24 protein-coding genes and 1 other annotated feature are annotated in these 24,861 nt (G+C 48.6%); of the genes, 4 read left to right on the forward strand and 20 right to left on the reverse strand.

Going from position 1 to position 24,861, the window contains the following annotated elements:
- The first annotated feature begins 73 nt into the window (after positions 1-73).
- Both glcD and NYE68_RS14960 read left to right on the forward strand, forming a co-directional pair.
- Positions 74-1,486, forward strand: a complete 1,413-nt coding sequence (glcD, locus tag NYE68_RS14955) for a glycolate oxidase subunit GlcD (RefSeq protein ID WP_015417962.1) — start codon at positions 74-76, stop codon at positions 1,484-1,486.
- Entirely contained in the window at positions 1,483-2,811 is a 1,329-nt protein-coding gene (locus NYE68_RS14960; protein WP_324636519.1) for a (Fe-S)-binding protein, read from the forward strand. Before glcD ends, NYE68_RS14960 begins: the two co-directional genes overlap by 4 nt.
- A 69-nt stretch (positions 2,812-2,880) precedes the next feature.
- Here NYE68_RS14960 and cstA read toward each other — a convergent pair whose 3' ends face one another.
- The 12 genes from cstA to NYE68_RS15020 form a co-directional block, all read right to left on the reverse strand.
- Positions 2,881-4,677 carry a carbon starvation protein CstA gene (gene cstA / locus NYE68_RS14965; RefSeq protein WP_061890763.1) on the reverse strand — a complete coding sequence of 599 codons (1,797 nt, stop codon included), beginning with the start codon at positions 4,675-4,677 and terminating at the stop codon, positions 2,881-2,883.
- Between the two features lie 110 nt (positions 4,678-4,787).
- Positions 4,788-6,287, reverse strand: coding sequence for an alpha-N-arabinofuranosidase (locus NYE68_RS14970; protein ID WP_032871721.1), 1,500 nt, complete (start codon positions 6,285-6,287; stop codon positions 4,788-4,790).
- Between the two features lie 18 nt (positions 6,288-6,305).
- On the reverse strand, positions 6,306-7,133 hold the full coding sequence (locus NYE68_RS14975) for a carbohydrate ABC transporter permease (protein WP_033574252.1): 828 nt from the start codon (positions 7,131-7,133) through the stop codon (positions 6,306-6,308).
- 18 nt (positions 7,134-7,151) lie between these two features.
- Entirely contained in the window at positions 7,152-8,093 is a 942-nt protein-coding gene (locus tag NYE68_RS14980) for a sugar ABC transporter permease (RefSeq protein WP_039254282.1), read from the reverse strand.
- Positions 8,094-8,134: 41 nt separating this feature from the next.
- Positions 8,135-9,430 carry an ABC transporter substrate-binding protein gene (locus NYE68_RS14985; protein ID WP_012118143.1) on the reverse strand — a complete coding sequence of 432 codons (1,296 nt, stop codon included), beginning with the start codon at positions 9,428-9,430 and terminating at the stop codon, positions 8,135-8,137.
- Between the two features lie 31 nt (positions 9,431-9,461).
- A complete protein-coding gene (locus tag NYE68_RS14990; protein ID WP_015417967.1) occupies positions 9,462-10,646 on the reverse strand; it encodes a sn-glycerol-1-phosphate dehydrogenase in 1,185 nt (394 codons plus the stop codon).
- A complete protein-coding gene (locus tag NYE68_RS14995) occupies positions 10,643-11,440 on the reverse strand; it encodes an HAD-IIA family hydrolase (protein WP_324636518.1) in 798 nt (265 codons plus the stop codon). The genes NYE68_RS14990 and NYE68_RS14995 overlap by 4 nt, the downstream gene beginning before the upstream one ends.
- Positions 11,427-12,116, reverse strand: coding sequence for an L-ribulose-5-phosphate 4-epimerase (araD, locus tag NYE68_RS15000; RefSeq protein WP_003152509.1), 690 nt, complete (start codon positions 12,114-12,116; stop codon positions 11,427-11,429). The genes NYE68_RS14995 and araD overlap by 14 nt, the downstream gene beginning before the upstream one ends.
- The gene (araB, locus tag NYE68_RS15005; RefSeq protein WP_053573132.1) at positions 12,109-13,794 is read right to left on the reverse strand and encodes a ribulokinase; all 1,686 of its coding nucleotides are present in this window, start codon (positions 13,792-13,794) and stop codon (positions 12,109-12,111) included. Before araB ends, araD begins: the two co-directional genes overlap by 8 nt.
- A gap of 1 nt (position 13,795) precedes the next feature.
- The gene (gene araA / locus NYE68_RS15010; protein WP_015240350.1) at positions 13,796-15,289 is read right to left on the reverse strand and encodes an L-arabinose isomerase; all 1,494 of its coding nucleotides are present in this window, start codon (positions 15,287-15,289) and stop codon (positions 13,796-13,798) included.
- Positions 15,290-15,471: 182 nt separating this feature from the next.
- Positions 15,472-16,437 (reverse strand): glycoside hydrolase family 43 protein, encoded by a 966-nt coding sequence (locus tag NYE68_RS15015; RefSeq protein ID WP_064115668.1) that lies wholly within the window; start codon positions 16,435-16,437, stop codon positions 15,472-15,474.
- 141 nt (positions 16,438-16,578) lie between these two features.
- On the reverse strand, positions 16,579-17,664 hold the full coding sequence (locus NYE68_RS15020) for a M42 family metallopeptidase (RefSeq protein WP_007408096.1): 1,086 nt from the start codon (positions 17,662-17,664) through the stop codon (positions 16,579-16,581).
- A 183-nt stretch (positions 17,665-17,847) separates the two neighbouring features.
- Here NYE68_RS15020 and NYE68_RS15025 point away from each other — a divergent pair, with 183 nt between their 5' ends.
- The gene (locus NYE68_RS15025) at positions 17,848-18,240 is read left to right on the forward strand and encodes a hypothetical protein (RefSeq protein ID WP_007408095.1); all 393 of its coding nucleotides are present in this window, start codon (positions 17,848-17,850) and stop codon (positions 18,238-18,240) included.
- Between the two features lie 15 nt (positions 18,241-18,255).
- On the opposite strand, the gene NYE68_RS15030 is transcribed toward NYE68_RS15025, so the two are convergent.
- From NYE68_RS15030 to NYE68_RS15065, 8 genes are all read right to left on the reverse strand, one after another.
- A complete protein-coding gene (locus NYE68_RS15030; RefSeq protein WP_039254261.1) occupies positions 18,256-18,522 on the reverse strand; it encodes a DUF1294 domain-containing protein in 267 nt (88 codons plus the stop codon).
- 57 nt (positions 18,523-18,579) lie between these two features.
- Positions 18,580-18,939: a 50S ribosomal protein L20 gene (gene rplT / locus NYE68_RS15035; protein WP_003152495.1), complete on the reverse strand. Its 360-nt coding sequence runs from the start codon at positions 18,937-18,939 to the stop codon at positions 18,580-18,582.
- Between the two features lie 31 nt (positions 18,940-18,970).
- Positions 18,971-19,171 (reverse strand): 50S ribosomal protein L35, encoded by a 201-nt coding sequence (gene rpmI, locus NYE68_RS15040; RefSeq protein ID WP_003152493.1) that lies wholly within the window; start codon positions 19,169-19,171, stop codon positions 18,971-18,973.
- Positions 19,172-19,183: 12 nt separating this feature from the next.
- Positions 19,184-19,705, reverse strand: a complete 522-nt coding sequence (gene infC / locus NYE68_RS15045) for a translation initiation factor IF-3 (protein ID WP_071543361.1) — start codon at positions 19,703-19,705, stop codon at positions 19,184-19,186.
- Positions 19,706-19,763: 58 nt separating this feature from the next.
- Positions 19,764-19,894, reverse strand: a sequence feature (ribosomal protein L20 leader region).
- Positions 19,895-20,076: 182 nt separating this feature from the next.
- Entirely contained in the window at positions 20,077-20,760 is a 684-nt protein-coding gene (gene lrgB / locus NYE68_RS15050; protein ID WP_053573131.1) for an antiholin-like protein LrgB, read from the reverse strand.
- 12 nt (positions 20,761-20,772) lie between these two features.
- Entirely contained in the window at positions 20,773-21,210 is a 438-nt protein-coding gene (gene lrgA, locus NYE68_RS15055) for an antiholin-like murein hydrolase modulator LrgA (RefSeq protein ID WP_007408092.1), read from the reverse strand.
- A gap of 129 nt (positions 21,211-21,339) precedes the next feature.
- Positions 21,340-22,074, reverse strand: coding sequence for a LytTR family DNA-binding domain-containing protein (locus NYE68_RS15060; RefSeq protein ID WP_015417976.1), 735 nt, complete (start codon positions 22,072-22,074; stop codon positions 21,340-21,342).
- Positions 22,052-23,833 (reverse strand): sensor histidine kinase, encoded by a 1,782-nt coding sequence (locus tag NYE68_RS15065; protein ID WP_015417977.1) that lies wholly within the window; start codon positions 23,831-23,833, stop codon positions 22,052-22,054. Before NYE68_RS15065 ends, NYE68_RS15060 begins: the two co-directional genes overlap by 23 nt.
- Positions 23,834-24,019: 186 nt before the next feature.
- On the opposite strand from NYE68_RS15065, the gene NYE68_RS15070 reads away from it, so the two are divergent.
- Positions 24,020-24,814 carry an HAD family hydrolase gene (locus tag NYE68_RS15070; RefSeq protein WP_015240354.1) on the forward strand — a complete coding sequence of 265 codons (795 nt, stop codon included), beginning with the start codon at positions 24,020-24,022 and terminating at the stop codon, positions 24,812-24,814.
- The last annotated feature ends 47 nt before the right edge of the window (positions 24,815-24,861 follow it).

Raw genomic sequence — 24,861 nt, forward strand, 5'->3', positions numbered from 1 at the left:
TCCATAGTGTGCGGAATCGTTTTTCTTTACAATTAAATGAAAACGCTTTTCTTATCAGGGAGGTTGGGAGAACATGATTTCACGAGAGGCAAAAGAAGCGTTCATCCGGACGGTCGGGAAGGAGAATTATGATGATTCGGCGGCGGGCCGTCTGGTGTATTCTTATGATGCGGCTCCTCAGCTGCAAGCCATGCCGGATGCGGTAATCGCCCCCCGCAGCGCGGATGACGTGTCCCGTATATTAACGATTTGCAGCAGGCATGACATTCCGATCGTGCCGAGGGGTTCAGGCACAAACCTATGCGGCGGCACATGTCCGTCTGAAGGCGGGCTTGTGCTTTTATTCAAACATATGAACCGCATTTTAGAAATCGATGAAGAAAATTTGACGGCAACCGTCCAGCCGGGCGTGATTACGCAAGATATGATCCGTGCGGTTGAACAAAAAGGTTTATTTTATCCGCCTGATCCGAGCAGCATGAAAATATCGACAATCGGCGGGAATATTAATGAAAATTCCGGCGGGCTGCGCGGTTTGAAGTACGGCGTCACCCGGGATTATGTCCTCGGCCTTGAAGCCGTCTTGGCTTCAGGCGATATCATCCGCACAGGAGGAAAGCTGACAAAGGATGTCGCCGGTTATGATCTGACCCGGCTTTTCGTCGGATCAGAAGGGACGCTCGGCGTTGTGACGGAAGCGACTTTAAAGCTGGTTCCGAAGCCGGAAACGAAAAAAACGCTGCTTGCACTCTATGAACATATTGAAGCGGCTGCGGAATCGGTTTCTGCCATCATCGCTGAAAAAATCATTCCGGCGACACTCGAATTTCTGGATCAGCCGACACTGCAGGTCATTGAAGATTACGCCAAGATCGGGCTTCCGACCGACGCAAAAGCGGTGCTGCTGATCGAACAGGACGGTGACATCGACACGGTCAGACGAGATATGGAAAAAATCGAAGCGATTTGTAAAAACGGAGCCGCCGTATCCGTCCAAACGGCTGAAACCGAGGAAGAGGCATTCGCGCTTACAGAGGCCAGACGGTCCGCATTATCAGCCCTTGCCCGGCTGAAACCGACAACGATTCTGGAAGATGCGACCGTGCCGAGATCACAAATTGCCAGCATGGTCAAAGCCATTAACGAGATTGCAGAAACATACGGCCTGTCCATCTGCACATTCGGCCATGCCGGAGACGGCAACCTCCATCCGACGTGCACCACCGATATCCGAAATACAGAGGAGATGGAACGTGTCGAAAAAGCTTTTGCCGCCATTTTTGAAAAAGCGATTGAGCTGGGCGGGACGATAACGGGTGAACACGGGGTCGGCATCGTAAAAGCGCCGTATTTAGAAATGAAACTGAAAACAGAAGGCATCACCGCCATGAAAGCGATCAAACAAGCGCTTGATCCCCAAAATCTGCTGAATCCGGGAAAAATATTCGCCAATTCATCAAGGAAACGCGTGGTGGTGATGAAATGACAACGGCTAAAGAGCAGCAACAAATTCAAACAGAATTCAAAACCCGCATGGATGAAGGTGAATTGCTGAACTGTATGCGCTGCGGCTTCTGCCTTCCTTCCTGTCCGACCTATATTGAATCGGGATTTCAAGAATCCCATTCGCCGCGCGGCCGGATCGCCCTGATGAAAGCCGTCACTGACGGACTGATCGAGCCGGATGAAGATGTCGAGCGCTCACTTTCGCTGTGTCTCGGATGCCGGGCATGCGAGCCCGTTTGTCCGGCAGGGGTCAATTACGGACAGCTGCTTGAAGAAGCGAGGGATATCATTCATCAAAATAAAAAACATAAGCCGGGCGTGCGTCTCTTGCGGAAAGCCGCCTTCACCGGGCTTTTCCCTCACCAAAACCGCATGCAGACAGCCGTGAATCTTCTCGGAATATACCAAAGATCGGGACTGCAGACCGCCGTCAGAAAAACCGGTATGCTGAGCGTTTTGCCTGAACATCTGCGCACAATGGAACAAGTGCTCCCGCCCGCCCCGAAACGGAAAGACATGAAGGAAAGGCCCCGTTTTCTTCATGCCGCGGGTCCCGTCCAAAAACGGGCCGCTTTTTTCTCGGGCTGCTTAATGGATACGATGTTTTTAGCGACAAATCATGCGACAACGGCGCTTTTACAGGCGGCCGGGTGTGAAATCGCGGTTCCGGACGGCCAGGCGTGCTGCGGCGCGCTTCACGGGCACAGCGGAGAAAAAGAGATGGGAAAAGAACTGGCCAAGCGGAATATCGCGGCTTTTGAAGCGCTTGACGCTGATTATATCATTACAAACGCCGGCGGATGCGGCGCCTTTCTTCAGGAATATCCGCATTTACTGAAAGATGAACCTGGATGGGCGGAACGTGCCGAACAATTCGTCCGGAAGCTCAAAGACTTTTCATCCGTACTGGTTGATCTGAAGTTCCATCAAAAAAACCTGCGGGCGCAGTCTCCTCATATCGTCACATATCAGGACTCCTGCCATCTCCGCAATGTGATGCATACGTCAGAGGAACCGCGCACGCTTTTGAAAAGCATTAAAGGGGCTGAGTACAGAGAAATGGAAAAGGCCGACAGCTGCTGCGGGTCGGCGGGAATTTATAATATAACAGAGTCAGAGATGTCTATGAAAATATTAGACAGTAAGATGAAAGCCGCCGGAAAAACGGAGGCGGCCGTCATCGTGACAGCCAATCCCGGATGCCTTCTGCAAATGCAGCTCGGCATTTTACGCGAAGGATTAACAGGCCGTGTCCGGGCGGTTCATTTGGCGGATTACCTTTTGGAAGCGGCGGATTTGTCATAAGATGAAAGCAGAGAGACCGATCGGCTCTCTGCTTTTTTTATGATGCTGCATGTTCGGACGGCCGCGGATTTATCCGGGTATTGAAGCTTCCAGTCTGGCACTCGGATCACGCCATACATTCGCCCATTTTTTCACAGCCGCAATGATAATCACAAGCCCGAGAATGAGCATGATAATGGATAAAACGCCATTCAGCACGTTGTATCCCGCCGCTTCGGGGTTCAAATACACATACCGCACCATCCAATAACCCGCATAGTTGACGGTCACGTACAAATAAGCGAGAGGAATCAGGCATGTCAGCATATAGCGCCGCTTATCCGCTATTTTTAATACGACGGTCGCACCGATAATTAAGCCGACAGACGCCATAAGCTGATTGGATACGCCGAACAGCGCCCAAATGGAGCTGATGTCGCCCGAATACAGAAGATAGCCCCACAGCAGGCAGGCGAGCGCGCTTGAGAAAATCGAGCCCGGCAGCCAGTCTGTTTTTTTCAGCGGCTTATAGACCTCTCCGAAAAACTCTTGAATCAAATACCGGGCGACACGGGTTCCCGCATCAATCGCCGTTAAAATAAACACCGCTTCAAACATAATGACGAATTGAAAAAAGTATGAAGCCAAATGACTGAAAAACGGAATCTCCGTAAAGATATACGTCATTCCGACGGCAAGCGTAACAGCGCCGCCTGTTCTTCCTTCCAGACTGAGCCCGATTTCTTTACTCAATTCAGGCAGATGGACGACATTCATTCCGAGGGTGCGGAATATTTCAGGCGTGCTGTTAATAGCAAAATAGTCGGCGGGCTCAAGAGCGGCAGCTGCAATGAGCGCCATAATTCCGACGAGACATTCCACAAGCATCGCTCCGAAAGCAACCGGCTTTATATCACTCCATTTATCCAGCATTTTCGGCGTTGTGCCGGAACCGACAAATGCATGAAAGCCCGAAATGGCACCGCAGGCAATCGTTATTGAAATAAACGGCCAGACAGGACCCGCGATCACCGGCCCTCCGCCGTGAATAAACTCCGTTACGGCCGGAAATTTAATGGCGGGATTGACGAAAAAGACGCCTGCGATCAAAGCGGCAAAAACCCCGATTTTCATAAAACTGCTTAAATAGTCACGCGGAGCCAGCAAAAGCCAAACCGGAAGCGCCGCGGCGAAAAACGCATAGACAGGAAGCGCCACTGCAAGCGTTTTCGCATCCAGTGTCAGCATGTCCCCGAGAGCCGTTGTCTGCAGCCGCGGCCCGATTACAACACCGGCCATTAACAAAAGAAACCCGACAGTTGATGCGAGTTTGAGATTGCCCGTTTTTTTATAGTAGAGGCCGACCCCCATCGCGATCGGAATCGTAATCCCCACCGCAAACGTTCCCCACGGGTTTTTCTCAAGCGCGTGCAGCACAACCATGGACAGCCCCGCCATCGTGATCGTAATGATAAACAGCATCGAAAGACCCGTGCAAAAACCCGCCACCGGGCCGAGCTCTTCTTTGGCGACTTCAGAAAGCGTTTTCCCTTTTTTCCGCATTGATGCAAACAATACGACAATATCGTGCACGGCTCCTCCGATCACCGCCCCGATTAACAGCCATAAAAGCCCGGGCAGATAGCCGAACTGAGCTGCCAGAATCGGTCCGACAAGCGGGCCGGCAGCGGCGATTGCCGCGAAGTGGTGGCCGAATGACACCCACTTATCCGTCGGCACATAATCTTTCCCATCCTCAAGCACATGGGCCGGAGTCGGTGTCTGATCATTGATTTTTAATACTTTGACCATCATAAAGGTACCGTAAAGCCGATAGGCGATCGCCAGAATACATATAGACGCTATGACGATTGTAATCGCATTCATTTAATCCCAGCCCCTTTTCTCTTTTTCTAAATATTATCACAATTATCAGATAACAGGAGATGATTTTTGCGCAAAAAAAAGCCGGCGGCGCAGCCCGGCTTTTCGGAACATTATTTGCCTGATAAACGGATGACATTCCAGGACAGCGGAGTAAAATGAGCCGTTATCCCTTCAGCATTTGCCGAAGACGTTCCGTTTGAGTGAGGCGTGACTTCTTTTCTGTTTTTTTGATTGGTCGCTTTCATATCCTGATGCTCCAGTACAATATGCTCAATGATGCGGTAATCTTCAAACCCCCTCAGTTTGATCTCCGTTTCCATCAGTTCCTTGCTTTTGTTGACGGCAAAAATGGTCAGTGCTTCATCCTCTTCATGGTAAACGGCCGCGGCATCAACATACGGCACATCCGTAAAATCCGCCGAGTCGTATTTCGGGGAGGTAATCAGCAGCTTCATCGAAGTCCCTCTCCCGTAGACAGAGGCGTGCATGTAAGGGTAAAAGATCGGCTGCCTCCATGCTTCTCCGCCCTTTTCGGTCATGATAGGCGCAATTACGTTGACAAGCTGGGCGAGACAGGCGATCTTTAGTCTGTCCGCATGCTGCAGCATGGTAATCAGCAGTGAACCGATCAACAGCGCATCTTCAAAATTGTAGATGTCTTCAAGAATCGGCCGGGCCGTAATCCACGGCTCCACTTTTTTATCCGCTTCATTTGAGTGATACCACACATTCCATTCATCTAAAGAAAGGTGAATCGTTTTTTTGCTGCGTTTTTTCGCTTTCATATAATCACATACGGCTGTGACGGATTTAATAAAATGGTCTAAATCCATCGACTTCGCCAAATAGTTCTCAAGATCATTTTCATGGTTGCCGTAATAGGTATGCAGTGAGATGTAATCCACATGCTCGTACGTATGCTCAAGCACCTCGGCCTCCCACTCAATGAAGGACGGCATGCCGCTGTTTGAGCTTCCGCAAGCCACCAATTCGATCGTCGGGTCCGTCCATTTCATCACCTTTGCCGTTTCAGCGGCGAGCCGTCCGTATTCATGCGCCGTTTTATGACCGATCTGCCAAGGGCCGTCCATCTCATTTCCTAAGCACCATGTTTTGATGCCGTAAGGTTTTTCATATCCGTGCGATTTTCGTAAGTCGCTCCAGTATGACCCTTCAGGATGGTTGCAGTATTCGACGAGGTTCCGGGCGGCATCGATCCCTCTCGTCCCGAGATTGACCGCCATATTCACTTCGGCGTTCACTTTTTTCGCCCACGTTAAAAATTCATTCGTCCCCACTTCGTTCGTTTCTGTCGTCTGCCATGCCAAATCTAGCCTCCGCGGGCGGTCCTTCACCGGCCCGACGCCGTCTTCCCAATTGTAGCCCGAGAGAAAATTCCCTCCCGGATAGCGGATGAACGGCACTTGCAATTCCTTGATTAACTCCTGCACGTCTGTTCTGAAGCCGTCCTTGTCGGCTTTCGGGTGTCCTGGCTCATAAATGCCTTCATACACCGCCCGGCCCATATGTTCTATAAATGATCCGTACATCCGTTTGTCCACTTCACCGATGATATATTCTTTATCTGCTGTAATCCCCGCTTTTTTCATTATATTTCCTCCCTCTCTCTATCCCTTCACTCCGCCTACTGTGAGTCCGGAAATGAAGTATTTTTGGAAAAACAAGAATATGATGATCACCGGCAGTATCGCAAAAACGGACCCGGAAATCAGCATGTCATAGTTGTTGCCGTACGGACTCAGCAGCCCTGAAAGTCCGATTGGAAGCGTAAACATTTCTTTCGACCGAAGCACGATCAGCGGCCATAAAAAGTTATTCCAGCTGTTTAAAGATTGAAGAATGATCATTGCCCCGAATGCCGGTTTCATGAGCGGCGCCATAATTCTGAAAAAAATGCCGAATTCGGTGCAGCCGTCCATTCTCGCTGAATCAAGCAGATCCTTCGGAAGTCCGAGCGCATATTGCCGGAAAAAGAACACGGCGACAGGCGACACAATAAACGGCAGAATCACTCCAGTATAAGAATCGATCAAATGAAGACCCACCGTCAATTTGAACAACGGAAGCATCATCACTTCAAGAGGCACCATCATAATGATCAGCACAAGAACGAAAATAATATTTCTGCCTTTAAATTCGTAGACACCGAGTCCGTAGCCGATCAAAGAGGAAAAAAACAGCGTGAGAACCGTGGTGAGAGCGCCGAGCAGCAGGCTGTTAAAAAACCATTTGAAATAAATGCTCCCCCCGTTGAACAAATAGGTGTAGTTATCAAGGCTCATCACATCCGGATCAAGACGCAGATTCAGCCCGATACGCATCAGCTCAGATGACGGCTTTAAAGAACCGAGCAATAGGCAGATCATCGGAAAGATATACAACAGGCTCAGCATGATAAAAAACAAGGTAAACGCGACTCTGTACACGGAAAACATGTGATTGTTACGCAACGCTTATCCCTCCCCTTTAAACGAACCGGACAGTTTCAGTGAAACAAGACTGACTAGTAAGATGACAAGCAAAAGGACAATTCCGATTGCGGCCCCGTAGCCCATTTCGTTGTATGCAAGCCCCTGCTGATATAAATAACCGACAAGCGTGAGGCCGATATTGCCCGGGGAATTATTCTGCCAAAGCACATAGCTTTCCTCAAACATTCTGAAACCGCCGATAATACTGATCGTTAACACATAAACGGACACCGGCTTTAAAAATGGAAGGGTAATATGCCGGAACTTTTTCCACGTACTCGCCCCGTCAATTTCAGCCGCTTCATACAATTCTTTCGGAACGTTTTGCAATCCCGCCAGAAAGTAAAGAATGTTAATCCCCATCCACCTCCATGACGCAAGCAGCACCATTAAAAACATGCCGGTGCCTTTGTTGTTGAGCCAGTTTTGGGGTGATGCGCCAAGCTTCATCATCAGCTCGTTTGCAAGCGACGTATTCATTTCTCCGAACATCAGACGGAAAATAATCCCCGCTACGATCGTCGATGTTAAAGCCGGTACAAACAGAGCCGATTTAAACACATTTCTGAACCTGACGAGCTTCGAATTCAGAATCACCGCCAAAAGAAGCGGCACCGGAATCAGCACGATCAGCGTCCAGAAGGTATATTCCAATGTGTTAAATAATGCCGTATAAAAGGTTGGATTAAGAAGAGCGGTATAATTGGAAAACCCGACAAATGTAACTTCTCCCGGCAGTATCCGCTGAAAGCTCATGATAAACACGCTGATAATCGGATACAAAAAGAAAACGAGAAACGAAATGATAAATGGCGCCGTAAACAGATAAGGCGCCGCTTTTTTTGAATACAGCACATTGCGCCGGCGCGGCTTCTTCCGGACTGCAGAAACGGTTTGCGCTGTCTCTGTCTTTACAGGTCTCATAAAAGCTCCCCCGCTTTCACTGTTAAATAGGGCGGCTTCTCCTATTTCTCTAATTGCTCTGCCGCCTCGTCCAAGGCTTCCTTAGGTGTTTTTTCCTGCGTCTTCAGCGCATCGAACAGCACTTGTCTGACAACGAGATCAGCCGCTTTAGAGAAGTCTTCATGCAGATAAATCGGATTGATCTCATCTTTTATTTCAAGGAGCGAGGAAAAAATTGACGTACCGTTCCGGAAGAAATCCGTGTACTTGTTTTTCTCCTTCAATTCTTTTGAATCCCACACGTCCCAGCGGAGCGGGTCAAAGCCGAGCACCGTCCAAAGCTTTATATTCCCTTCCTTCGAACCTTTCGCAAAACCGAGAAATTCTTTCGCGAGCTTCAGATGTTCAGCCTGCTTCGGCACGACGGTGGCTGTTCCGCCTAAACCCGCTGATCTGTCACCGCCTTCTTTCCAGGCCGGCATAGGGTAAATCGCCATTTTGCCTTTTAAATCAGGCATATAATCGATAAACCGTCCCATGTACCAAATGGGCATCAGCACTGAGGCTGCCCCGCCCTGATTCATAAAACCGTAGTATTCTTCGCTGTGATGGCCGCCGCCGGGAGCCGGCAGAAGGGTTTTATCATTTACCATGTCCTTTACATAATTCAGTGTGTCTGTATTCGTCTTGCTGTTCAGAATCAATTTTCCATTTTTGCTGTAGTAGCCTGACCCTTGCTGCGAAATCATGGATAGGAATGTGGCGGAGTCGTTTGTTTCAACCGTTCCCATCGGTTTCCCAGCGGCCTCACGCACTTTTTTCCCTGCCCGCCGGTAATCTTCCCATGTCTTAATGGAGGCGGGATCAACGCCCGCTTTTTTCATGATATCCATGTTGTAAAACATGACGGTCGTCCCCACATGTGTATCAAGGCCGTACAATTTTCCGTTTTTGCTGTATAAGGCCAGACGCGCTTCCACAAACTTATCGCGGTCTTTTTCAATCAGCGGCGTCAGATCGGCAAGCGGGATATCCTTCCCCTTCAGAAAGTTCGAGAACCGGCTTAATTCCACGTCGGCTATATCGGGAAGCCCCTCACCCGCGATCAGCGAAACCGATAAATTATCATGCATTTGTCCATAAGGATAAACAACGGTATTCAGCTTGATTTTGCGATCCGGATATTTCTGATTCCATTCTTTGACCATTTCCTGATAAAACTGTTCGTGCAGACCGTTAAATGTCCAAAACGTCAGCTCTGTTTCTCCCGGCCGGCCGGCAGTCCGTTCTTGTGAACAGCCGGCGGTAAACAAGAAGAGCATCATCAGCACCAAACATACAGCGGTCGTTTTTTTCATGTCATTACCCCTTCCACTTTAGGCCGTGCGGCTATTGATGCAAATGATGTGCAAAGAGCGCTGCATTTTCATTTATGATGGTTAAACCGGTATAACGGTCTCGCAGTGTGTGCGCATGCTTAAGCGCATCGCTGACAAGGTCCTGTTTTACACCGATCTCATCGAAACAGGCGGGACCTCCCGCAGATGCGAGCCACCCGGCAATTGTCTTGCCGTCGGGAAGCCCTTCATATGCAGATTGAATCGCCTCGCGAAAGTGCGGCGGCAGTTCAGCAAGCTTTTCGTGACAAGCCAGTTCTTTGTAAATATCACTCAGCACCGCGCACGCACAGCCGACCTTCGCACCGTGGAGAATCGGAGGCTGTTTTGCCTTCAGCATTTCCATCTCAATCCAATGCGAGATGTGATGTTCTCCTCCTGAGGCGGGGCGGGAGTGGTCAAGCGCAAGCATGACAAGACCCGAAACGATCAGCGCTTCCATCAGTATCTGAATGCCGGCCTCCGTTCCCATGGCAATGTCAGCGCGGTGATCAATGCACTGCCAAAGCGCGTCTTTCACAAGCTTCGCCCCGGCTTCTGAGTACGGCTCACCCGCAAGCCTGCGGGAAATCTCCCAATCTGCCAGCGATGTTATTTTTCCGAGCATGTCTCCGAAGCCCGCGGCTGTCATTGAACGGGGCGCTTCTTTTAATACATTCGTATCCGCAAATAAGGCGATCGGCGCTTTCGTTTGAATCGTCGTTTTGATTCCGTTTAATATGAGCGGCGCTCCCGCCGACGTAAAACCGTCGACTGACGGAGCGGTGGGGAATGAGATAAACGGCAATCCGCGCTGGCAGGCGGCAAACCGCGTAATGTCGTGAATCGTTCCTGTACCGGCCGCAATGATGACATCCGTCTCTTCCGCGAGATTGATCAGCGTATAGACCAATGTCCTCTCATCAGCCGCGGCGGCCCCGGCTTCATGCTCCGGAATAATGACTTTTGACGCTTTGATCCCGCCTGCCCTCAATTCGTCCGCAAGCAGACGCCCCGCCGCCTCGTACGTGTTCCGGTCACAGACGATGACCGGATGATTCCAGCATTTTTTTTGCAGAAATCTGAGAAGCTCTTCTTTTGCATTCGCCCCGATCACGATATCTTCTATTTGAATCGGTGAGCGGCTGGCCCCTTCCTTGTCAAACTCGGATTGAATGTCCTCAGGAGAACGTTTCATAAAAGGATTCCCTCCTTCGCTAATTCTGTCAGGTCTTTAATAGAATCAAGGACGATGTCAGGTTCATATAGACGGGGCTCCCCAAGTTTGGCCGACCCCGTCAGAACCAATACGCTTTTCATCCCGTACAGGCTGCCCATTGCGATATCTGATTCGAGGCTGTCTCCGATAATGGCGCATTCCTCAGGGGGAAGTCCGAGCGCTTCACATGCCGCCTCAGCCATCAGCCAAGACGGTTTGCCGATGACAAGCTCCGTTTTTGCTCCGGCGGATGCTTCAATGGCCCCGATCATTCCCGCGACGTCCATGGCATGGCCGTCTTCATTCGGAAAGGAGCGGTCCCGGTTCGTGGCGATGATGCGCGCGCCGGAGGAAGCCGCCTTAAAAGCGAGATTCAGATCCTCATAGGTGACGGTTTCATGCAGGGAGATGACAAGCCAGTCTGCCGCCTGCGGGTTTTGCGCCAGGGCGACACCCGCTAAAGCGAGTTCATCAGTCAGCCCTTTTTCCCCTAACACCCACGCCTTTGACAAAGGATAATGCTTCTTTAAAAATGATGCCGTCACACTGGAGGACAGCACGATGCTCCGTTCATCCGTGCGGATACCGGCACCCAGCAGTTTCTTTCGGCACATTGCTCTTGATAGATTGCCGCGGTTGCTTAAAAAGACAACGGCTTTGCCCAGTGACTGAAGGATATGAACGGCTTCTTTCGCGCCGTCAATCAGCTCCCGCCCCCTGAATACGGTTCCGTCTAAATCAATCAGAAACCCGGCTGCGTCAAGTTTGGCCATAATAAGCATTCGCCCCGTGTTTTCTGTAAAAATGCTTATCATGCAGCACTCTGTCGATCGGACTGAGCTGTTTGTTCAGCATAAGCGAATGGTAGGCCATTTCCGCTACCGTTTCGAGCACAACGGCGTTATGCAGGGCATTCAGCGCGTCCGTTCCCCAGCAGAACGGGCCGTGGCTGTGGACGAGGACACCCGGATTTTGTTCATACGGTTCGTTTTGAAAAGTTTCGGCTATGACTTTGCCTGTATGATATTCGTAATCTTTCACAATTTCTTCTTCATACATTTCCCTCGTGCAGGGTATAGCGCTTTCAAAGTAATCCGCGTGAGTCGTTCCGAGAGCGGGTATGTCTCTTCCGGACTGAGCCCAGCTCGTCGCCCAGCGGGAGTGCGTATGAACGATTCCGCCGATAGCCGGAAACGCTTTATACAGATAAAGATGGGTCGGCGTGTCAGAAGACGGTTTCAGCGAGCCTTCGAGAATGTCTCCGTCCTCATTCAGGACGACCAGTTTGTCAGCGGTCAGCTCACTGTAATCGACACCGCTCGGTTTAATGACGATTCTCCCGCTCTCTCTGTCAATGCCGCTGACATTCCCCCATGTAAACGTGACAAGGTTATGTTCCTCAAGCTTCAGATTGGCGGCGAGGACTTCTTCTTTTAACGCTTCAAGCATGGCGGCTCCCCCCTTTCGCAAAATCACGGTTTTTAATGGCTTTCAGGCGTTTCATGACATTGTTTTCTTTGCCGAAGTAGTGTACGAGCTCTTTATATTCAGCATATAAGCTGTCATAAATCTCAACTCTTTCCCGGTTCGGGGCATAAAAGCCGTCTTTTAATTTCCCCATATGCGCACATGCTTCAGCAATATTGGAGAAACCCCCGTTTTCCCGTCCCGCGGCGAGCGCTCCGAAAATCGCGGAGCCGAGTGCAGGCGCCTGCGGAGACCCGGATAATTGAATGTCCATATTTGTGACGTCTGCATAAATCTGCATGACAAACGGATTTTTTTCGGCGATTCCTCCGGCTGCGTAAAGCTCCTCGACCGGAACGCCGTTTTCCCGAAACGTTTCGATAATCATCCTCGTTCCGAACGCCGTCGCTTCAACCAATGCCCTGTAGATTTCTTCCGGCTTCGTGTGCAGCGTCATGCCGAGCATCATGCCCGTCAAATCGGCGTCCACCAAGGTTGACCGGTTTCCGTTCCACCAGTCAAGCGCGAGAAGGCCGCTTTCCCCCGGAACAAGTTCAGCTGCTTTTTTGCTGAGCAGCTCGTGAATGTCTATGTGTTTATCCTCAGCTTCCTTCTCATAGTCTCTCGGAACGCACGTTTTGACGAACCATTCAAAGTGGTCGCCGACACAGGACTGCCCCGCTTCATATCCCGCATATCCGGGCAAGATGCCGTTATTGACGACCCCGCACATACCGGGGACGATATGTTCTTCCTCGCCGAGCAGCACATGGCAGGTAGAGGTTCCCATAATCATCAGCATTTTCCCCGGCTCTGTAATACCGACCGCGGGCACTGACACGTGGGCGTCGACATTGGCGACGGCAACGGCCGTCCCCGGCAGAAGCCCGGTCAGCTCCGCCATTTTTTCGGTCAAACCTCCTGCCTTTTCCCCAACTGAATAAATGGTGCCGCTTAATTTATCCTTTGTAATCGTTTTCATTAACGGGTTGAGCCTTTCGAAAAAATGATCCGGCGGATACCCCGTCTCCTCATTCCAGATTGCTTTGTAGCCGGCCGTGCAGTTGCTTCGCTTCAATGAACCGCACAATTGATAGACGATCCAGTCTGCCGCTTCCACAATCCGATCTGCCGCCTTGTATATATGCGGCGCTTCTTCCGCGATTTGCATGATTTTCGGGATCATCCATTCAGAAGAAATTTTACCGCCGTATCTTTTAAGGAATGTTTCTTTTGTGTCTTCGGCAATCGTGTTCAAACGGTCTGCATGTTTTTGAGCCGCATGATGCTTCCACAGCTTCACATAACTGTGGGGCTCCCGTTCAAATTCCGGCAGCATACAAAGCGGCTGCCCCGCGACGTCTATCGGCAAAATCGTGCAGGCGGTAAAATCAATTCCTATGCCGATCACGTCTTTTGGATCAGTGCCCGCCTCTTGAAGCAGGTTCGGAATCGCTGTTTCCAGAACTTCGATATAATCGGCAGGATGCTGAAGCGCCCAGTCCCGAGGGAGTTTTTCACCCGTCTTCGGCAGCGTGCGGTCGATGACGGCATGAGTGTATTCTTTTACCGCAGACGCGATTTCTTCGCCCGTGCGGACATTGACAAGCACCGCCCGGCCGGACAATGTGCCGAAATCAACACCAATCGTATACGCCATATCAATTCCCTCCCAGCCGGTATAATACGTCATTCCATTTCAACTCTTTTTTCAGCTCATGTATTTCGGTATTGCGGGAAATAAAGATGCTTTCAATGCCTGCCATCTCAGCCCAGTCAAGCATCTGTTCAGCCGTAAGCCGGAAGGACATACAAGTATGATGGGCGCCTCCCGCCAAAATCCATGCTTCCGCAGCTGTTTTCAGCGATGGCTCCGGCTTCCATAGCACCCGCGCCACAGGGAGATTCGGCATATCATGATCAATTTCCCTGCCTTCCGCTTCATTCAGAATGAGACGGAATCGCCCGCCGATATCAATGATGCTGGCGATGATGGCTGAACCGCCGATTCCGTTAAAGACCAACCGGGCCGGATCTTCCTTCCCTCCGATTGAGAGAGGATGGACTTCGATTTTCGGCTGATCAAGGGCGATCGTCGGACATACTTCAAGCATATGTGATCCGAGAATCATCGCACGCCCCGGTTCAAAATGGTACGTATAATCTTCCATGAAGGAGGTTTGTTCTCCGTCCGCCATTATTTTCATCATTCGCACAAGGGCAGCCGTTTTCCAATCGCCTTCGCCGGCAAATCCGTACCCTTTTTCCATGAGACGCTGAACGGCAAGTCCCGGAAGCTGCTTCATTCCGTGCAAAACTTCAAAGGAGGTCGAAAACGCTGTATATCCGCCCCGTTCGAGAAAGGCCGTTAATCCGAGTTCAATTTTCGCCTGTTCTTTAATGGAAGCAACTTTTGCTTCATCCCGTTTTGTTTCGCCACTGATGACATACAATTTGTCGTATTCCTCATAAAGCGCCTCAATTTCTGCGTCGGTGACGTTGTTCATCACCTCGGTAAGATCGCCGATTCCGTACCCGTCAACTTGCCAGCCGAATTGGATGTGGGCGCCGACTTTGTCTCCGTCAGTAACCGCTACATTCCGCATATTGTCGCCGAACCGGGCTACTTTAATATTCCTGCTTTCATTCCAGGCGGCAGCAGTGTTCATCCATTGCGAAATGTCATGTTTGACTTCCTCATCATCCCAATAGCCTGCGATGACTTTTCTCGTCTGCCCCATTCTTGACTGGATATATCCGTATTCCCGGTCTCCGTGAGCGGATTGGTTGCTGTTCATAAAGTCCATATCAATCGTTTCCCACGGGATGTCGCGATGATACTGGGTATGAAGATGAAGCATCGGCTTTTGAAAAGCGGAAAGACCTTCAATCCACATTTTCGCAGGGGAAAATGTATGCATCCATGTCACGACCCCGGCACAGTTTTCTTGATACTGCGCTTCCCGCAAAACCTCTCTGATCGTTTCAGATGACGTGACAACCGGTTTATGCCTGATCTTGTATCTTGATGACACCCCGCTGAGGCCGTCACATATTCCCTTTGCGTGTTTATCGACAAGCTGCAGCGTTTCCTCTCCGTATAAGTGCTGGCTTCCCGTTACAAACCAAAATTCATATTCTTTGTTCTGAAGCACATTCATTTCCCCTTCCTATCAAAATAAAGCGCTTGCATTTTTAAAAATATACGTACGAATATAAACTATAAAACTTTAATCCTTTTATTTGTACGAACAATTTTATTATAGTTAAGGAGGAATCAAACTGTCAATCTTTTATTGCAAGTAAAAAAGCCGGACACACATGCCCGGCTGATCAATTAATAGGAAGGCCAGCCTGAACTCCAATCGATATCATTGATGAGCATCTTCGGAATTCCGCTGTTTTCGGCATCATACGCATGACGCACTAAAATATTCCCGTTCACAATGTCTTGACCGCCCGGGCCTTTCCAGCGGTCATTGCCGGAGTCAAGAATCGTCCCTCCGCCTTCTGACATGCTTTTCCCGCTTTTATCGAGATATGGGCCGGTGATGCTTTTGGATCTTCCATAAGCGATTTTGTACGTACTATTCACGCCTGAACAGCATTTATCAAACGACACCATTAAGTAATAGTAGCCGTTCTGGTAGGTGATGGCCGGCGCTTCCAAAGCTCCGCCGTTATTCGGTCTGGCAGCGATAGAATAAAGTGATCCCGTCGGTTTCATTGTATTTTTATCAAGCTTTGTCAGCTTAATGCCGCTCCAAAAAGAACCGAAGGCAAGCCAAGGGTTTCCATCTTTATCAATTGTCAGCTCCGGATCAATTGCATTGTAGTTATCGGCGCTTGTTGAACGGATGACGAGCCCTTCGTCCTTCCAGTTTCCCGAACTGAGGCTTGTAGATGATGCAAGACCGATCGCGGAGGTATTTTTGCCGAATGAAGAAACGGCATAATACAGCCAATACTTTCCGTTAAAATATTGAACATCGGGGGCCCATTGATTCAGCCCGTAATTCGGCACATAATTGCCCCACCATGACAGCGGGGAAGTAAAGATTGATTTCTGAACGGTCCATATGCCGCCGCTGCCCGCCTTTAAGACGCGAAGCCCCCTCTCCCCTTCCAAACCGGTTCCGAAAGCGTACCACGTGTTTCCTTCCTTCGCCATTGTCGGATCGTGAAGCAATTCATTTGATGCCCCCCAAAACGCGGCAGATGCCGGAGATGAAGACATCAGCAGCAGACCGGCTGTAACGGCTGCGCATGAAAAGCGGATCATGCGTCTGAATCTGTTTTTCATTTGTAAACCCTCCCTTTTTTAAAGCGCTTTCAAAAACATGTTGTCAGATTTTTCTATGTCTTCTCTTATTGTAGACGCAGGGCTCATATTTGTACAGACAAAAAAAGAATCTGCCTAAAAAAAGCAGATTCTTCCGTATCTTTATTGATAAGTAATACGGTCAACCGTTTCCCGGTCTAATTTTTTAATCACTTCTGTGATCAATTTTACCGTATTCTCATAATCATCCCGATGCAAAATAGCGGCATGAGTGTGAATGTAGCGCGTCGCAATCGTAATGGACAGCGCCGGCACTCCGTTTGCGGTTAAATGAATGGAACCTGAATCCGTGCCCCCTCCGGCAATGGAATCGAATTGATACGGAATTCCCGCTTCTTCCGCCGTGTTCACGACAAGGTCGCGCAGCCCTTTGTGAGATACCATTGACGCGTCATACAGAATAATTTGCGGCCCTTCGCCGATTTTGCTTTGCGCCTCTTTTTCAGAAATTCCCGGTGTATCTCCGGCAATTCCGACATCCACACCGAACGCGATATCAGGCTGAATCGTATGTGCCGCTGTTTTCGCCCCGCGAAGCCCGACTTCTTCCTGAACCGTTCCGACCCCATATACTTCATTCGGATGATCGCTGTTTTTCAGATTTTTTAATACATCGATGGCAATCGCGCAGCCGATACGGTTGTCCCATGCCTTCGCCAATAAATGTTTTTCATTGTTCATCACTGTAAATTCAAAATACGGCACAATCTGGTCACCCGGAAGAACGCCCCATTCCATTGCTTCTTCACGGCTGGACGCCCCGATATCGATGAACATCTCTTTAATATCGGCGGCTTTTTTTCTGGCGTCAGGAGGCAGAATGTGAGGCGGTTTCGAACCGATGATCCCCGTGATGTCCCCTTTTTTTGTCACGACGGTGACGCGCTGGGCCAGCATGACCTGAGACCACCAGCCGCCGACGGTTTGAAAGCGGAGAAAGCCTTTATCAGTGATTTGTGTCACCATAAAACCGACTTCGTCTAAATGCCCTGAGATCATGATTTTCGGACCGTTTTCTTTGCCGGTTTTTTTGGCGATTAAGCTTCCCAGCCGGTCTGTTGTGACATCATCGGCAAATGGTTCTATGTATGATTTCATCACTTGTCTTACTTCTCTCTCATTTCCCGGTATCCCTTTTGCATCCGTTAACGCTTTCAGCATGGTGAGCGTTTCATCTAATTTTGTCATCAATAGACCTCCTTTTTTTCACTACCCTTCTTATTATACAAAACCAATGCTGAAGCATACGATTAATTCGCCTGAAAAACGGGTAAATGTTTTTATCTATTTCTTTTAAAAAAATGAAACCTTTTGTTTTGTTTTTCGTATTACATCAGATCATGACAAAGGTGAGGAGGTGCCTTCACACATATGGCCATTACAGTATTGAGGATTGTCTTGCTTGCACTTCTTATTTATTTTATTTACATGGGCGTCAAATTTTACGCAAACCCGAAAAGAAGGCTCAGACTGGCGCAATCAAAAGAGAATTTTTATTTTATTGACGAACAGAAAAACACGCGAAAAAATCTCCAGCTTACTTATAAAGGAGTGCTCTTTGAAGGAGAAAAGCATATCCCTTCCAAAGATCATCCGCTGTTTATTCATACGATTTTTGTATGGACCGAAAATCCGGAAAAGCTGAACCGCTTTTCTGCAGGTGATTTTGAAGAAGTCGAAAAAAAGGTATTGGAGCGGTACCCGAATTGCAAGATTGATTGGGACCAGCCCATCAAAAAAGCGAAAAAAGCAGGCGAGCGATAAGCTCTCCTGCTTTTTTTATGTTTTATACATCAAATACATCAGCACAAGGACGGCTTCAGTGAGAAAAAGCAGCGGCACCCCGTATAAAAAGGATTTGTGTTTCGTCTTATGCCTGAAGGTGCGCATGCCGATCCATACGCCGAGTGAGCCGAACATGGCGGCTGTGAGCCATATTCGTTTCTCTGATATTCTCCACCTGTGCGCCTTTGCTCTTCTTTTATCAGCGCCCATGATCCAAAAGCCGTATCCGTTTATCAATACGGCGTAAATGAAGAGAGCCATTGATTGTCACCCTTTACGTAAAAAAACCGCTCCCGGAAAGAGAGCGGCTTTTTCAACTTACTTGTCTAACTGAGCTTTAGCAGCATCAGCAAGCTGATTGAAAGCAGTAAGATCGTTTACAGCAAGATCAGCAAGCATTTTGCGGTTTACTTCGATGCCTGAAAGCTTAAGACCGTGCATTAAACGGCTGTAAGAAAGACCGTTCATACGTGCAGCAGCGTTGATACGAGTGATCCAAAGCTTACGGAAATCACGTTTTTTCTGACGGCGGTCACGGAATGCATAGTTTCCTGATTTCATGACCTGCTGGTTTGCTACTTTGTATAATGTATGTTTTGAACCGAAATAACCTTTTGCTAATTTAAGAACCTTTTTACGACGCTTACGTGTAACAGTTCCGCCTTTTACTCTTGGCATTAGATTTCCCTCCTAATTGTTCCTTGTCCGATTACTTGATGTTGGCAAGCTGTTGTTTAATGCGTTTGAAGTCTCCTGCGCTCACAATAGCACCCTTGCGAAGCTTACGCTTTTGCTTTTGGGATTTGTTGGCGAATAAGTGACTTGTGTATGCATGAGAACGTTTTAACTTCCCAGAACCTGTCTTTTTAAAACGTTTAGCAGATCCGCGGTGAGTTTTCATTTTTGGCATGGGATTTCCTCCTTATTGCTTTTCGTTTTTCGGCGCGAGCATTAAGAACATGCTGCGGCCGTCCATTTTTGGTTTTGTTTCGACTGTCGCAACTTCCGCACATGCTTCAGAGAAACGGTCCAATACGCGCTGGCCGATTTCTTTATGAGTGATTGCGCGCCCTTTAAAGCGGATAGAAGCTTTCACTTTATCGCCTTTTTCAAGGAATTTAATCGCATTGCGCAATTTCGTGTTAAAGTCATGCTCATCGATCGTCGGACTTAATCTAACTTCTTTTAAGTTAATGATTTTTTGATTTTTGCGTGCTTCTTTGTCCTTTTTCTGCTGCTCGAATCTGAACTTACCGTAGTCCATGATGCGGCAGACAGGCGGTTTTGCATTTGCTGCAACTAACACAAGGTCAAGATTTGCGCGGCCGGCGATTTCAAGTGCTTCCTGACGGGACTTGATGCCGAGCTGATCGCCATTTTGTCCGATCAGACGAACTTCACGTGCACGGATACCCTCATTAACCAATTGATCTTTGCTAATAATGAGCCACCTCCATAGTTTCTTCGAATTGATTCACAACGCTTGTTGACTGCATTCTGCAGGCAAACAAAAAGTGCGGGCATGACAACACACCCACACTACGAACATCTGCATAAATAAAAATGTACGGTCAACCTGCCAACTACATGAATGTGTCAATCAGGTGAGAAGCGGGTGCCTCTGCTTGTGATTTATATTCAATTCAATAACTATTCTACACAATACCGGATCATTAGTCAAGAATGACTTCTCCGGATCAACTTTTTCATTTTAACACGATGCCGGGGCGAGCGCAAGGAAAAATGTGAAATTTCGTTCTTTGCCGCACGCGGACGTGCCAACACAATAAAAAAACCCGGGTCTATGACCCGGGTTTATCCTCCGATGAGCTGAACGAATACCGGAATGACCAGCACTGTCACCACTCCCACGACGACAACCGCGATACTTGCCATTGCCGCTTCTACTTCCCCCATCTCAATACCGACCGCAACACCGAGTGCGTGTCCGGATGTGCCGAGAGCCAGTCCTTTAGAGATCGGGTGCTTTACTTTAAACAGTTTTAAGAATAGAGCGCCCAGAGCATAGACGATAACGGCGTTAAAAATAACGGCGAAAGCGGTGATGTCGGTGATGCCGCCGATTCCTTTTGACAGCGGAAGGGCAATTGCCGTTGTCGCCGCCTGCGGAAGCATGCTTTTCATAACGGCCGCGTCAAGATGAATGCCTTTTGCGATCAAATAGACAATCGTAACTGAGCAGATAGAGCCGACAATGATAGAAGACATGATCTGCCACCAGTATTTTTTCAGTTTGTCACGCTGTTTGTATAAAGGGATGGCAAAAGCGATCGTCGCGGGCTCCAGGAAGAATCTAATAATGTCTCCCCCGCTTTTATAATCTTCATATGAAAAACCGCCGAGCTTCAGAAAAAGGATTCCAAGCACCATCGCGACAAACAGCGGGGTGAAGAGGAAAAAGCCTCTCGTTTTTTTAAATAAATACGTGCCGATGCCAAAGGCCGCAAGTGAAACGACAATACCGAAATATGGACTCATCCGATTTCCCTCCTAATGCTGCACAAGTTCTTTTTCCTGATTGGAACGGCGCACCGTTTGTTTTTCAGGGGCTGCCTTCTGACGTTTTTGGCTGACAGACAAGATCAGCTGAGAAAAAAGGCCCGTCGCCCCTAACAGAATGATGGTAGCGAGTAAGATGACGAGTGCGATCTGCACGCCGTACTGCTGCATGACGCCAAGTGAATTCATCACGGAGATGCCGGACGGGACAAATAAAAATCCGATCAGTGACGTTAATGATGTTCCCAGCGTTTCTACTTGTTCAAGCTTAATCACTTTCAGGCATAAGAGGACAAATAATAACACCAAACCTACTACGGAAGCGGGTATAGGAATGGGGACAATCGCTGCAATCCCATTAGATATGAGCATAATTACGGCAAAAATAAATGCTTGTGTCAGAAATCCGTACACTTTTTTCGCACTCATTTTCTTCACCTCTTTCTCTTTGTTAGGTCCATTATAAAAGAGAAATCGCCTTTTGAAGCGCTTTCATAACAAACGGCTGAATATTCATTCTGAAATGCAAAAAACGGCTGCTGAAATGCAAAAGCCGCCTCATATAATATGAAGCAGCTTTTTTAAGTCCTTGGCGTATGTACGGCTGACGGGAATTTTAGAGCCGTCTTTTAAGATAAGATTGTACGTCGAATTAAACCACGGATGAATTTCCGTAATATGCTCCGTATTCACGATGAACGCGCGGTGCACTCTCAAGAAACCCGTATCAGGCAGTTTTTTCTCAATGACCGCCAAAGTTTCATGAACGGAATAAGACGCGGCAAACGTTTTGACGGAAACGTGTCCGTCCTCCATGCCGGCGTAAATAATGTCCTTCGTATCTAAAATGACAATAGATTCACCGGCTGATACAGCCAGTTTATGCGCTCCGGCTGCGGACGGCTGCTCTGAGACGGCTCCTGCCCTGTCCCGCTTCACTCTTTTAAACTTTCTGATCGTCTGGCGCACTCTTTCTTCATCAAAAGGCTTCGTTAAATAATCGAGCGCGTCGACTTCAAAGGCTTTTAAAGCAAATTGGTCATACGCCGTCGCAAAAACGACGGCCGGCGGATTTTTCATGTTTTTCAGCCGTTTGGCAATGTCAAATCCGTTTTCTCCTGACAAATCAACGTCCAAAAACAGCAGATCCGGTTTTTGATCCATCATACTGTCAAAAGCGGATTCAATATTTTCAGCTTCGTTTATGTCACTTACTTCATTCGTCCGTTTCAGCAAATAAGCTAATTCATCTCTTGCCAGCATTTCATCATCAACGATTAACACCTTCAGCATGTTCTTCTCCTTTAGTCATCAGTTTCAAAGGCAGCTCAAATGATACGTCCGTACCTTTGCCGGCCTCACTTTCCAATCGCAGAGCTGCTTTGGGGCCGAACAGCCCGATCAGCCGCTGATTTAAATTGTAAAGCGCGGTTCCCGTCCCTTCTTTAGACGGCAGCGGACGGTTTCCGAGCACGGACAGCAATTCCGGATCAATTCCCCGCCCGTTATCTCCAACCCGCATTAAAACCGATTGACCGGCGGATACCACGCTGACATTGACGGCACAGCTGTCCTGCTTTCTTGAAAATGCATGGCGGAGCGCATTTTCGACGAGAATCTGCAGCACAAAAGGAGGAATTTCGATGTCCTCCAAACCGCGTTCGATTTCAAGACTGATTTTATATTTCCCGGGAAAACGGGCCTGCTCCAATGATAAATACGCCTGCAGATGGTTCAGTTCTTTAGAAAGCGGGATGAGCAGCTGCCTTGCCCCCTGCAGATTGGAACGGAAATAGACGCTGAGCTGCAGCAGAAGCTTTCGGGTTTTTTCCACATCCGTACGGCAAAGAGCAGAAATCGTATTGATCGCATTAAACAGAAAATGCGGATTGACCTGTGCCTGAAGCGCCTTTATTTCTGCGTCTTTCAGCAATTTGCTCTGCAGTTCCGCCTCGCCGAGTTCAAGCTGAGTGGAAAACAGCATGGCGAGTCCTTCTGCAAGCTCTTCTTCAACCCGGCTTAAACCTGACGGGCTTTTAAAGTACATCTTCAACGTCCCGATCGTTTTGCCGTTTGACGTCAGCGGCAATACGATCGCCGCATGCAGCGGACAGGGATCGTGCGTGCATTCAATTTCTTCCTTTGATGTCGCTTTCATAATATGACCCGTTTTAATGACGCGTTTTGACAATCCGGTGATCAGGCTTTCAGACGGAATATGATGGTCGGCACCCGCGCCGACGTGCGCCAAAATCTTTTCGTTATCCGTAAGCGATACCGCGTCCGTTCCTGTTTGACTGTGAATGATGGCGGCGACGCTTTTGCATGAGCTTTCATTCAGCCCCTGGCGGAAAAACGGAAGCGTCTGGTCGGCAATCATCAGCACCCTGTGGGTTTCAAGGGCTCTCGCCCGTTCTTCCTTCCGGATAATCGACTGAATGATCGAAAGAAAAATAAAAGTCCCTGACCCGTTTACCAATATCATCGGGATGCCGATGATGCTCACAAGCGTCCAAGCATCAGAAAACGGCTTGGCCATCAAGAGGATGAGCAGCATTTGCAGCGATTCCATTCCGAGTCCGACAAGCGCGGCCACCCGCGGTGTCGGCATCGCATAGCGTTTTCTGAAATACCGTCCGATCCAGCCGGACAAAATGCCCGCTAAAACGGATGAGACGGCACAGCTGACTGCGGTCGCGCCGCCGAGTGATAAACGATGCAGGCCGGCCAGTATGCCGACGCCGATCCCCACATACGGGCCGCCTAAGAGTCCGCCGATTTCAACGCCCATAATTCTTGTATTGGCAATTGAACCGGACGGATTAATTTGAAACACCCAGTCATTATTCATGATTGTATTCCGCTGAATTTCTATTCCCGTATAGTTGCTGATGATACTGAACAGCGAGAAAATTGAAATCAGCACCGCTTTGCCTTTATAGCTCTCAGGCTGCTGGAGCGCCTGTCTGAACAATCTGGTATGAGCCAGAACAAATCCCAATATGACGATAATTCCGACTCTTTCCAGCATCATGATGATCAAATGCAGCATACTTTTCACCTGTTCTTTCAAATTTTATTTTATCACGTTTTAGAGCCTGAGACAGAATCTGACACAAACCTGCCTGTTTTTTTCAAATCATCTGAAAACAAATCTTTCACAGTCTATATATCTATTGTAGAATAAACGGGAGCCTTGCGGCAGAGAGTTTCAGAATATAACAAAGAGGAGAAGATCATGAAAGCCGTATTTTTTGATTTGGACGATACACTGTTATGGGATGAAAAAAGCGTCAGAACAACATTCAGGGAAACATGTTTACAAGCGGAAAAAAAATATGGCCTTGACCCGCATACATTTGAAGATGCGGTTCGGAAAGCGGCACGGGAATTGTATATGTCATACGAAACCTATCCTTATACGGTCATGATCGGCATTAATCCATTTGAAGGATTATGGGCGAATTTTTCCGAGCCGGTCAGCGAAGGATTTAAACAGCTGAATCGGATTGCCCCGGAATACAGACGAAACGCCTGGACGAACGGCTTAAAAAGCGTCGGTATAGACGATGCGGCTTACGGCGAATATTTAGCGGAATTTTTCGCGGCGGAACGCAGACAGCGTCCGTACGTGTATGATGAAACGTTTGCGGTGCTTGATAAGCTGAAAGGTGTTTATGAATTGCTTCTGCTGACAAACGGCGATCCCAGCCTGCAGAAAGAAAAACTCGCCGGCGTTCCTGAGCTTGCGCCTTATTTTAATGAAATCGTCATCTCAGGCGCTTTCGGAAAAGGGAAACCCGACGCCTCCATATTCGAACATTGCCTCGGCCTCCTGAACCTGAAAAAAGAAGACGCCATTATGGTCGGAGATAACCTCAATACTGATATATTGGGAGCGAAACGGGCAGGCATTACGACAGTCTGGGTAAACCGGACGCAAAAGAAAAATGATACGGACATTGCGCCTGATTACGTGATCAGCGATCTTCACGAGCTGTTTGCGATTATAGAGAAACAAAAAGAAAGATAATGTTATACGCAAAAAAACCCCATTCTGAATGAACGGGGTTTTTGTAT

Source organism: Bacillus sp. FSL R5-0447 (assembly GCF_038606125.1).
In the GTDB taxonomy this organism is placed as follows: domain Bacteria; phylum Bacillota; class Bacilli; order Bacillales; family Bacillaceae; genus Bacillus; species Bacillus velezensis.

Bases quoted from the DNA above. Each gene is read 5' to 3' on its own strand.
- glcD (WP_015417962.1), top strand. From the start codon at position 74: ATGATTTCACGAGAGGCAAAAGAAGCGTTCATCCGGACGGTCGGGAAG.
- cstA (WP_061890763.1), bottom strand. From the start codon at position 4,677: ATGAATGCGATTACAATCGTCATAGCGTCTATATGTATTCTGGCGATC.
- NYE68_RS14960 (WP_324636519.1), top strand. From the start codon at position 1,483: ATGACAACGGCTAAAGAGCAGCAACAAATTCAAACAGAATTCAAAACC.
- NYE68_RS14980 (WP_039254282.1), bottom strand. From the start codon at position 8,093: ATGAGACCTGTAAAGACAGAGACAGCGCAAACCGTTTCTGCAGTCCGG.
- NYE68_RS15015 (WP_064115668.1), bottom strand. From the start codon at position 16,437: ATGAAAAACAGATTCAGACGCATGATCCGCTTTTCATGCGCAGCCGTT.
- NYE68_RS14990 (WP_015417967.1), bottom strand. From the start codon at position 10,646: ATGAAACGTTCTCCTGAGGACATTCAATCCGAGTTTGACAAGGAAGGG.
- rpmI (WP_003152493.1), bottom strand. From the start codon at position 19,171: ATGCCAAAAATGAAAACTCACCGCGGATCTGCTAAACGTTTTAAAAAG.
- NYE68_RS15025 (WP_007408095.1), top strand. From the start codon at position 17,848: ATGGCCATTACAGTATTGAGGATTGTCTTGCTTGCACTTCTTATTTAT.
- araD (WP_003152509.1), bottom strand. From the start codon at position 12,116: ATGCTTGAAGCGTTAAAAGAAGAAGTCCTCGCCGCCAATCTGAAGCTT.
- NYE68_RS15070 (WP_015240354.1), top strand. From the start codon at position 24,020: ATGAAAGCCGTATTTTTTGATTTGGACGATACACTGTTATGGGATGAA.
- lrgA (WP_007408092.1), bottom strand. From the start codon at position 21,210: ATGAGTGCGAAAAAAGTGTACGGATTTCTGACACAAGCATTTATTTTT.
- NYE68_RS15030 (WP_039254261.1), bottom strand. From the start codon at position 18,522: ATGGCTCTCTTCATTTACGCCGTATTGATAAACGGATACGGCTTTTGG.
- NYE68_RS14970 (WP_032871721.1), bottom strand. From the start codon at position 6,287: ATGAAAAAAGCGGGGATTACAGCAGATAAAGAATATATCATCGGTGAA.
- rplT (WP_003152495.1), bottom strand. From the start codon at position 18,939: ATGCCAAGAGTAAAAGGCGGAACTGTTACACGTAAGCGTCGTAAAAAG.
- NYE68_RS15060 (WP_015417976.1), bottom strand. From the start codon at position 22,074: ATGCTGAAGGTGTTAATCGTTGATGATGAAATGCTGGCAAGAGATGAA.
- lrgB (WP_053573131.1), bottom strand. From the start codon at position 20,760: ATGAGTCCATATTTCGGTATTGTCGTTTCACTTGCGGCCTTTGGCATC.
- araB (WP_053573132.1), bottom strand. From the start codon at position 13,794: ATGGCGTATACGATTGGTGTTGATTTCGGCACATTGTCCGGCCGGGCG.
- NYE68_RS14975 (WP_033574252.1), bottom strand. From the start codon at position 7,133: ATGTTTTCCGTGTACAGAGTCGCGTTTACCTTGTTTTTTATCATGCTG.
- NYE68_RS14985 (WP_012118143.1), bottom strand. From the start codon at position 9,430: ATGAAAAAAACGACCGCTGTATGTTTGGTGCTGATGATGCTCTTCTTG.
- NYE68_RS15020 (WP_007408096.1), bottom strand. From the start codon at position 17,664: ATGACAAAATTAGATGAAACGCTCACCATGCTGAAAGCGTTAACGGAT.
- NYE68_RS15065 (WP_015417977.1), bottom strand. From the start codon at position 23,833: ATGCTGCATTTGATCATCATGATGCTGGAAAGAGTCGGAATTATCGTC.
- NYE68_RS14995 (WP_324636518.1), bottom strand. From the start codon at position 11,440: ATGGCCAAACTTGACGCAGCCGGGTTTCTGATTGATTTAGACGGAACC.